Below are 11,216 nucleotides of genomic sequence, written 5' to 3'. Positions count from 1 at the left end.
TCGCAATCACCGAAATACGCAACTGAGAATATATTTCTATTATAATGGGTAATAGGACCCTAAAATGACACGTAAAATCTTCACTCATAGTTCAGGTATCATTTTAATTTTTTTTGATAATCACTGATATAATATTCATACATAGAAAATAAAATACACCCATAGATTGATATTGTTATTCCTATAGCTGGCACGTAGAAATAAAACCCAAATCCCATTCGCACTAAATGCCCTTCGCTAAAGAACCCGAGCAAGTATGTAAAAAAGTGATAGGTAAGAATCAGTGGTGAAACTAAATAAAATGATGCATACCTTAGTAGAGTATTAAGTAAACCACTTAAAATACCACATAATAGGTGGCAAACCATACAAAATGGCAAGAAATACAGAAGCAGACTCACGAATTCAGTTGAATAATAGAATATATAATAGACGTAAAGGTAAAAACCACCCAACACTGTGTTAAAGAGAAAGTTATAAAGCATGTTACTATCTCCATAATAATACAGAGATAAATAAATAATACTCAAGACTGTAATTATGGCGCTAAAAACTTTATACAACCACTCTAATATTTCTTCCATATTAAAAACCTTTCATTAATTAACACTCAGTTCTTCCTCTGCTATTCACCTGACGCTCCTTACTGTAAACCTTTAAAGAAGATATGAGGTTAATCGATTGGGTATCTCACCTTTCTCGCAAAAGCCGAATATTAAGGATGAAATCGGCTCTCACTTGAACTTGTTAAGCTAAAAACCCTTCACTCTTATACCATTTTTTATGTTCTTGAGTGATTGAGATCACTAATTCATCTAATGTATCTAATAGTGACTCATTCTCAATTGACTTAATGTCACGCAAAAAATGCTTTGGGCTAACGGAACGTAAACTCATATTATTTGCGAGAATAAATGTAACTTTAGGTAAAAAGTGACACAATTCAGAGTGATTAATGATGATAGACATTGGACCCAATAGTTCTAATTCACGCATCACATATTCATTTCGAGTTTGGTAATGTTCATGCCAAGACATATTTACTTTACGTTGCTTATTCTTAGGGAAAGATTTAGCCCACTGAGAAATAAGCAAAGTCGCTTCTCTGTCAACATAATTAATCGCACTTGTGATTTCACCGTTATGCAAGTCTCCCTGATAGAATAATTTTATTTCTTCATGATGAAATTGACTAGAATAACCTTCAGGAACATTTTCAATAAACTTTGGTTCTATATTTCTATTATCAAGCTCTTCCGCATACTTATCATAAGGGTTTTGATGTAGGTAGCTATTTACTTCCCAGTGAGGTATATCCATACTGAGTAAATCAGGCCACTGAATCCATGAGCAATTGTACTGCCGAGAAACTTCGTCCATCGTTATACAATCATCCCCCTCACCTTTAAATAGCTGTAATGCAGTTAAAAGTGGCACGATGACGGTTCTAGGTGCGCTCCACCACATTTCGTCACGAGTTTCGTCATTTTGCTCATGAAAGTAACCAGGCAAAAAGTGCTCATATACTTGTTCTTCATTGTTAAACTTCATTATTATCTCTTGTTTCGTCTTGAATCTATAAATTTAATGTATCAATTACATCAGACATTTTTTGTCTATTGATCAATAAATTACGAATAGATGCAGTTGCTTGACTGCCTGGGCTAGAACATCTCATTGTTAATAAAGCCGCTTGCGTATTTGTTTAAAATCAGACTCAACATTAACACGAGCAAAATAGGTTTCATCAAATGTCTTTTCTACCGCTCTCGGTTCTAGTTCACAGAGATCGAGTGCTATATGTAGGACTTCTAATGAATGCTTAATTCTATCGCACAATAATCTTTTCTTATTAGCTTGTATTCGACCAAGAAACATAGACAAAACCAATGCCCGTAGTTCTCGTGCCTGATCTGAATTATCATTCATTTCAAAGTTAGAGCTATTACGGCTAAAATACTCCAAATCTTCATCGCTTAAATCAGAGTTTAAAACGTATTGTTCTAGTTCATTAAATGACTCCAACGATAGTAATTTCATGGCTACTTTTATTGCTAAACCAATTAAGTCACCAATGTCATAGTCCATCCCTTCTACTTCATGAGGCGCGAACGATAAGTCGAGGTTAATTTTTTCTTTTAGAGCATGATGTGGCATGAAATGAACTCTTTAATACTATGTAAATTGTGGAAAGTTGGGTCAGGTTCGTTAGTGCTATTCATTAACAATCATATTGATCGACTCATTTAATTCTTGCTCTAATTGCACAGGATTCACATTAGCATGCTCAATTAGAATGAACAGCCAATCTGTTAATTGTTGCTCTGAGCTTTTGTGACTTGATTTAATCAAATTTTCAACGTATTGGTTAACACTGTCTGTTCGTATTGCATTTGAATCGTCTAATTGTACATAATCCCCAAACCACTCCAATTCTTTCATCGTCAATGCACAGGTGTATTTAAGAGCAATGTCCAAGAAGTTTATCAAAATTGATTTCGGCACGCTTTCCACTGTTCTTATCGATGAAATCAATTGAAACTTATGAGAGTAATAATTTTGCTTGTTTTTTTTGAACCAGTACTTATTGTTCTCTAAATATCTCACTAACTCATACATTCGATGACTATGTGTCAGCATTAAGTGCTTTAAATGATGATTAAAGTCACATTCACTTAACTTTAACATTTCATCTTTACTATCTTCGATAGAAAGAAAAGTAAATATATCCTCCAATGCATCCGAGAATAAATCGGGTTCATTGTACTCGGGAATTGGTTTTTCTAGCACTTTAGCAATCAAAGCGATTTCTTCTATTCCTGATTGTTCTGCTTCAAGTCTTTCTTCTTCAGTTTTTCTAATTGGTAAACGGTTTAATATTAAATTCCAAACCACCAAAGGGGTGAAATACTGATTCTGTGGATACCAAGGTAAACACTCTTCCATATACTGATGAAGGTCAACACTGTCCATTTGCATGCTCTTCAACAAAGCAGATATGCACAGAGCAGGTTCTTCCCTATAGTAAACAATAGGTAAAGAACTCGCATTCGATAATCTCTTATCAATAGATGCTAGCACTTGAGCTTTATACAGAGATCTCGATGTGTCAGTCTTTATCGCTGGAAGCATGGCGAGATCAACCGTATTCTTCAAACCATCAAAAGATAGTTTATCTGCTAGTCGTTGACATAATTCACGAGTCCGCTCAACAAACAGTTCATGGCTCCCGTTGGGATTGACAATCGTCGGCTCAGATGACAAACACAGAATGCGCATTAATTCATCACATAGTGTCTCTTTAGTCATTTTTTCAATAGCTGTCGTCATACTTTTCTAGCTCACAGTGTTTTGATAACTGAATAATACAATTCGGATTGGACATTTTCTGTCTAAATTCGATACTGATTACATTCAAAAAAATAGCCACCTTTACGATGAAGGTGGCTATGTAATAGAAGCAAAAATGACTTTTACATTTTTTGTTCTTGTTCGTATGGATCCTTTCCATTAATCAGAAATTTATAAACGCCATCATTGTCTTCATCTATTGCAATATAACTGATGATTTTTCCCAATTCTTTTGGAAAGTCTTCGATTTCAATATTTTCATCTGTAGCTCCGCAAGTGAAACTTTTACCCATAGGGCAATCAAATTCAACATATTTGCATTCGTAACAGTTCTCGTTGCATTCAAGGGTTGTAATATCAATATAAGGTCGAAAGTCATCATTGTTCATTTCCCACAAATCAATTTTATTCCGAGGGTTATCAACAAAAATAATCTCTTGACCTATGTACTCTTCCTCTAAGCATTCTTCTAGTCTTTTTTCTAACCAGCCGTACTCATCTCCAATTATGCACGCTAATTGGTCAAATGTGTATGTCTCAGATTTCTCGAAAAAGTCAGAGTTTTTGCCACCTATGAATATTCCCATAACGTGTCTTAATGATGTTTCGACACAATCACACCGATTATCACTACGAATTCGTTTTGATAAAATCTTGTACAGATTCGATATGGTTGATTCCATATTCTTGGCGATATTATTTTTAATCGTTTCTTGTGTTAGACTTAATGATAATTCAAGCCTAGTGTTTTGCTTTACTTCTTTCAGACGTATCGCTTCTTTTGACTGGGGTTCACCCTTTTTATTTAGAGTCTCATTACCGATATCTTCAAGATGTTTATAAGGAATTTCATCTAAACCAATACGAGAGCAAAATATAGTCAATGTGTCTTTATCATCGAGGTCTTGTTGGTCATAATTTGAAATAAACCTGGTTAAATCATTATTTAGAATCTCATCTACCCTGCGTGATGATAAGTCTAATTTTTTATTCAGTCGCAAAAATGAATTTCCTGTCAAAGACTCTATAAACTCTTCTTCTGAACTCTCTTTCATAAAAATAACGTCAGGAGTGATTGTTTCTTTAAGTTCTTTGATTACAGTCTGTATGTCACGAGCGACCACTTTTCCTTTTGCTGTTGGTGCCCAATCAATGAATATTTTTGCTAATGACATTTGGAAAAGTTCATGCGTTGTCAGCTTCTCCATACTGATATTAAATCGGGAGCTTGCGGATTTTCTAACCAGTTTTTCTTCCGCCTTGGATAATAAACCTACTTTTAGGTAAATGTTATCTAAAAAAGCATACTCCCCCCAGACTGGATGTTCAGCGTCTGGCTCTGGCTCTGGACTTATTGTAGGAAGTTGTTTGCTAATTGCTTCCATCTGCGCTTTTAGTGCATCTACTTCCTTACGAAGCGCCTCATTTTCTTGGCGAAGCTCTGTCTCAACTTTAGATGCAACGACAGGTGTTTCACTAAACATATCCAATTGCTCGCCAACTAAGGCTGCTGGCTCTTTAAGCGTACTCATTGGCACCGATTCCGTGGGCTTCAGCTCTTTTACGCTTTTTAGCTCGATACGTCCATCACGTACCCAGTTGATTCCAATCGCAATGACTGGCTTATCGTGTTGTAAGTATTTTGCATACGCGGCCAATTGCTCGCAATGGTGCTCAAATTTTTCTAGAGACATGTCCGCATCTGTTTTGTGGTCGATAATAATCAATCCATCGGGTGTTTCAATCAAGCAGTCAATAATCCCACTAAGTACCGAACCTTGCTCTGTCTTTGCCAAAAATGAAACTTCTGATTGAAAACGTACAGCGTCCATTTCAGATTCAAATTTCTGCTTAAATACGCTCACTTGCTTGACTATCTCACGACACAATTGCGTATGTTCCGCTAATTGGGGCAGTTTCTTCCATAGACGATGTTCAAAATCAGGTTTTGCCAGAAGCACCTGATAACATTGGTGAAGCCAAGTTCCCACGTGATTTGCTGCATGGGCTTGCTTGCCGACAACTAAATCAAGTTTAACCAACGCTTCTAATTCGAGTGTTGATTGATAGGTAAAATGCTCTAAGGTATCCGCAACCAATTGTGGATTACTATTGGTGATGGTTGATGGGTTGATTTCAGCCTTAATGCTCTCAGCCTGATTAACATCACTTTCAACATTTACTTTGTAAGGTTTCACCACATCCGTACTGGTATGTTGACTCTCATTCTCTGTTGGCTCATCTGCAATTACAGCTTTAGTGATTTTTGCCTCTGAATAATCAAGATCTCTAATTAACGCCATCATCGTATTGTTTTTTTCTGGCTGATCAAACCAAGGGAGAATGATTTGCTCACGGGCACGGGTCAACGCCACGTAACAAAGGTTTTTGAGATCATCTGCTTTTTCATCTGATAGTTTGTCATCAAATTTTTCAACGGTTTTAGGATGCGCAAATTGTGGGATGATTTCAATCCAGGCATCGTCAAGCATTGACTTATCTAACTGATTGTTCTCATAAGCATTATTACTATCGTATCGAATCTTAGTTTCAGGGTATCGAATCTTTTGTACTTCTTCGAGTTTCGCAACCACCACAACCGGCCATTCAAGTCCTTTTGAGCCATGCCATGTCACTAAATTCACCGCATTGAGACTATCATTATCAACACAAGGATACGCTGTGAACTCTTTTTTATTAACAGTTAACCATGACAAAAAGCTCGAAAGACTACGACCATAAAGACCTTGGGCGCTGAGCGTTTCCGTATTTAATTGTTCAAACTCTTCAGCAAGACCGACCATTTTCAACACATTAGCGTTGCGCTGCTTTTCACGCTCAGCACCTAGATTATCTGGTGCTAAGAGGGATAAATTCTCAATACATTGCGAGACTTGCTCGCTAACTGAGCATAGTGGTAACTTTTCTCGATGCCTTTCAAGCTTAGTTAAAATCTCTGATTGAAATTTATGCTTGTCTTCTTCACTCGCGACAACATCTTGCAACGCTTTTTCAAGACTAGCCTCCTTAGCGTGTATTTTAAGGCTGAGCTTTGCTTCGTTATCATTTGGGTTAGCTAAATAGCTTAAACCACTCCACAAGTAGCGAATTTCAGGCGTAGTAAACCAGTTGTCTTTATCTGTGTCTGTTTTCTCTGGGTTTTTACGCTGTACAAGCAGACCACGCTTGGTTAGCGCAGTAGAGTATTTATCTAAGTGTTTATTTGTACGCGCTAAAATCGCAATGTCATTAGGACGGATTTCCCTTTTATGCTTAGTGTGCCGGTCTGTCACTTCTACTTTACTATTTAGTAGCTTTTCAATATGTTCGGCTATCACACTAGGGGCAAGAGCATAGTAACTGTTAGCACGAGTGCCACCTTTGAATTCTGCTGTATCAAACTCAATTCGGTGAATGGCCGATAAATCAGAGGTTAAGTTAGCTCGTGGAGTCAATGATTGATAATCATCACCGTACAGGTGAGAGCCTAACTGATTGACGAACCTCATCACCTTGTCACTGCTTCGCCAGTTATTGGTTAACTCTACCGAATCATTAGGGTGTTGTTCTAAAAGTGACTGAAACAGATAGCTGTCAGAACCTTGAAAACCCATGATAGATTGCTTGATATCACCGACAACAAGCGTGTTTATCCCCGCCCTAGAAAGCTTCCATAATAAAGAGAACTGTTGCGGGTTGGTGTCTTGGAATTCATCAATGATCAAACAATCGTAGTTGGCCTTAACCTCTTTAATCCACTCTTCATCACTAAGTAAAGCATTGGGTTGACTCACCATGTCAGAATAATCAATCAAGCTGCTGTCTGATTTCAACGCTTGATATTGAGTCAGCGCTTCAACAATGCCCTGAATAAGCATTGAGGTTGTTTTAATTGCCGATTCTAGAGGGCCTTTATGGTAAACAAGTTTATCCGCTGCAGACCAAACATCCACCCCTAGTTGTCCATCGAGTTCATAGTTGGGTTCACCGGTTTCGTTGCTACAAATTTTCGGTGCTTTTATCTTTCCCAAATCTACCCACAAAGACCAATCATGAGTGACTCTTTTCTCCGTTGTTTGATACAGTGCTTCTACAAAATTTTTAGCCTCTCTATTACTCCCCCATTTCTCCAGAAGCTCCTTTTTTGTGTATTTGCTTGTGATTTTGCCTACAGCATCATACAACCCTTTATTTAGGGTCACTTCTTTAAATGACTGGGCTTCATAGATATTTTCGAGAGAACATTGAATTTTCCAGCATAAGCTATCCACACGACTTTTATCATTTAGGTTAGCCAACATCTTCAATAGTGGGACGATCTCTTTGATATGCTTTTTCAATACCTCAGCACTGTTCAGTTGCCTTTCTTCTGTGCTGCAATGGTATCCTTTGTATCCGTGAGCTTTTAACTCGCCATACATATCTTCGATTAGAGCGACATCTTTAAGGGCTAGGCTAACCAATACGTCCTGTTCTTTATCTGACAGTTGTTGAGGCTTAGCTGAAATACCCTGTTCATAACAGAAACGTTCAATTAACCCCAGACCAAAGCTATGAATGGTCGATATTTGAGATTGTTCAATACGATCAGCCTCATCAAACAAGCGTTTTGCTACCAAAGCTTGCTTGATTCGTTGTTTCATCTCTTGTGCGCCAGCCTCGGTAAATGTTACCGCTAAAATTCTGTCTGGTTGAACATGACCTTGCTCAATCCACTCAACCAGTGTTTTTTGAATGTGAAAGGTTTTACCTGCCCCTGCGCCTGCTTTAATGAGAGTCAATGGCTTGAAAGGTGTCGTTAAGTTATTTTGCATTGGTCGCCTCGTCTACTTTTGCTACAGATAAAACTTGGAATACGCGAACTAAAGGGTGGTCGTTCAACACATATTTCATGCTACCTATTCCTCTTGCATCCCACTGTTTTGTATCACCCTCTTGATTCAACATCACTTTCCCTGCACGTAACTCTGCGAGACGCTCAGCAACTACGTCTTCAGCCATTTTTGTCGGTGAATGGGTTGGATTTTTCTTTTCATTGTAATCAGGCGGAACAACCAAGACTGGACCTGGTTTACTATCAATATCTTTGTCGGAGACGATCTCAGAATTTTTCGTTGAATAATAACCACTCACATACTCAACGTTAGCCTCAACGTTAATTTGCTTTATCATTTCGGTATAAAGCTTGGTTTGCAGATCAAAGCCTAAATTGATGCGTTTTATTAGGTCTTTTGAGCTACTGGTTTTGTAATCAAGAATCAAACGCTGGTTATTCTTTTTAAACACCGCATCGACAGTGCCTTTTATTGGAATGCCAAAATACTTTCCGGTTAGCTTTTGCTCTTGCATGTCACTTGACCAACCTTCGCTATCACACCACTCCATCAAGTTATTCAATGTGATTTTAGTTTCACTTTTTAGCGCTTTTCTATCTAATCGAAAACGTGCCTGGTTCAAAAATGGCGCTTCTTGTTCAATAGCATGAGTAAAGAGCGTATCAAAATCGGCATAAGTCCCTTTAAAGTGGTGCTCAAACACACAGTGGACAACTAGCCCTTTCACTCGAGCATCTAGCGTTGCTACTTCCCACAATTGAGGGCTGATGTGCTGCTTTTTTAACAGCCAAGCAAGTGGCGATAGCATCATGTCATTTAGACTACTTGGTGATTCTGGTTTCTGATTGCCATCGTTATCGGTATGCAGAGCTAGCAGGTTCACTCCTAAATCCAACTCACTGCTTTGTTCTACCGAAGAAGACGCATCAGTACAGGCAACCCCTGGTTCATAACTAAGGAAAGGGACATTTTGTGGGCAACGCTTGATGGGTAAAACTAAATCATCAGGTTCAATGCTTCCCTCTGATTGCAGTAAAATCGCTAACTCTTGTAGGGCATGACTGGGTAACAAACGTTCACTGGTAAATGACTGCTCTGAAAGACTGATATGCACGCCGGTTTTCGTTTTATAAAATAGCCTTTTAAAGCGATTAATAAATTCGCTGTCTTTAAGTAGCGGAGATAGTGGGTCAAACATAACCGTGCCAATGTTGGCACTTTGCTGACACTCGATGAAGCTTTTTTCAATCGACTTTGCAAGCGCACGCCATTGGTCAATTTGGAATACACCAGGAATAGAAGGCGTTGCTTGATAAGATCCTTGGTTGAATCCGAGAATAAAGAGGTGTTCTACTGGCTTTAGTAATGTGTCTTGCTCTGTTAACAACAAGACGCTATCAACGAGCCAATGTTCACTAGAGTCGCTTGAAATCGTAGTTGGCTGAAGATGCTTCGCCACACTCAATAATGCTGATTCTTCACTTTCATCTGTAATGATGTCTCGAATTTCACCCAGATGTTTTGTAAATGACGTGCGACTATTTGATCCTTTCTTGCTCCTAAGTGACTTAGCGATTTGATCGAGCCATGATGTCAACGTACTGTGTTCAACCAATGGCGAGAACAACAGATTAAGCAGTGCAAGCTGTTGTTCTGTTTTATCGTCTGAAGTCTCTAAATGCTCTAGAAATTCACTCGGCTTTTTTTTGTAACGTCTAAACTTGGATTGCCCATAAGATAAAGACCAAGGCATCAAAGGATTAACAAGAACACTAGCGTATTGTAAAGGATCAACTAACTTTTCAGACTGTTTTTTGATGACATAAAGTGCGATAAGTTCTTTTAACAGTTGCAAATCCCATTGGTATTCATTTGATAGCTTATTTAGGCTAGAAAAGCGAATGCCGGCCTTTGGCAATAGATTATGCAATAACCCTAGGTGAGGACTTTGGTTAGGTAAAACAATAGCAATGTCGCCCAGTGCAACTGGAGTTGTATCTAATAGCGTTTGCAAACGACTGACCACCGTCTGGCACTCTTCCCACGCATCACGTGTGCTGATAATCGAAAGTTGGTTTTCCCAAGGCGTTGATAATGGGGTTTTATCTACACAAAACAAACCTTGAGCCAACTCGCCTAATAACAGATTGCATGGCTGTGAGTCGTAAAGTTCATCAACCATTGCTTGAAGCTCCAACAGCTCCTTATCCGAAGATGGGCACAAAGCATTAGTTTTATGCTTATTTTTGTTCCAACACTCAACAGCTTGCTGTAGCCAAACAGGCAACGACATACTTTTTGGAACAATAATTTCAAATACTTCGAGCGGTTCACAAGTATTAAGTTGCTCAAACCACTGTTTAGCAAAAGCCTGATCTGCTGGTCGCAAACCTTGCATTTCCTGACTTAATGCAACCAAATCTTGCCAATAGTTTGTTACACGTGTCGGTGCGTCTAAACAGGGAAAGTCTGCGAGATTTTTAGAAAGTGGAAGGTTTGCATAAACGTGCTTTAAGGTCGCAGATAACTCATTCAGCGTTGTCGGCTCATCGGTAACTAAGCTTTTATACCAAAATGAATCTCTCAGTTTATAAGCGGAACTTTTAAGACTGTCATCAAATTTCACTATTGCTTGGTCAGCATTGAAGTCCATTAACCAAAGTTCTGCTATTTGTTCAAACAAAGACAAGCTGGTACCGACTTTTACATTTACTTTATTTTTACTTGCCAAGAAATTACGGCACTGTCGCCCACTCAACGCATCAGGCAATAGTATAAAATACATATTTATTCCATTAAATTTTCGTTTAAATAACAATAAAAAATCAAACTGAGTAATACTCCTTAACTATCGTTAAGGAATATAATATTATTTATCTAACATCACCATTAAATAGAACAATAAACACTCAGTTATCTAGAAAATAATATAAGAGATAAATCGCAACATATCACAATAGAAAAAAACTAACAATTCAATCACTAAGAGTAAATGTAAGATATAGTAAATACTATCTTTGCTCTAATCAT

At 38.0% G+C, this 11,216-nt stretch carries 5 protein-coding genes; all 5 read right to left on the bottom strand.

Translation table 11 applies throughout. The features are described from left to right. Positions 1 to 747 precede the first annotated feature (747 nt). A complete protein-coding gene (locus BCU68_RS05150) occupies positions 748 to 1,551 on the bottom strand; it encodes a hypothetical protein (RefSeq protein ID WP_102563721.1) in 804 nt (267 codons plus the stop codon). A 129-nt stretch (positions 1,552 to 1,680) separates the two neighbouring features. Then, a complete protein-coding gene (locus BCU68_RS05145) occupies positions 1,681 to 2,157 on the bottom strand; it encodes a hypothetical protein (RefSeq protein WP_102563720.1) in 477 nt (158 codons plus the stop codon). Between the two features lie 57 nt (positions 2,158 to 2,214). Next, positions 2,215 to 3,330, bottom strand: a complete 1,116-nt coding sequence (locus BCU68_RS05140) for a hypothetical protein (RefSeq protein ID WP_102563719.1) — start codon at positions 3,328 to 3,330, stop codon at positions 2,215 to 2,217. Positions 3,331 to 3,473: 143 nt separating this feature from the next. Next, entirely contained in the window at positions 3,474 to 8,165 is a 4,692-nt protein-coding gene (locus tag BCU68_RS05135; RefSeq protein ID WP_102563718.1) for a UvrD-helicase domain-containing protein, read from the bottom strand. After that, positions 8,155 to 10,971: a PD-(D/E)XK nuclease family protein gene (locus BCU68_RS05130; RefSeq protein WP_102563717.1), complete on the bottom strand. Its 2,817-nt coding sequence runs from the start codon at positions 10,969 to 10,971 to the stop codon at positions 8,155 to 8,157. The genes BCU68_RS05135 and BCU68_RS05130 overlap by 11 nt, the downstream gene beginning before the upstream one ends. Between the last annotated feature and the right edge of the window lie 245 nt (positions 10,972 to 11,216).

The sequence above is a fragment of the Vibrio sp. 10N.286.49.B3 genome, assembly GCF_002873395.1.
In the GTDB taxonomy this organism is placed as follows: Bacteria; Pseudomonadota; Gammaproteobacteria; order Enterobacterales; family Vibrionaceae; genus Vibrio.
Note: the sequence above shows the minus strand (reverse complement) of the source record. Positions and strands in the feature narration are given on the sequence as shown.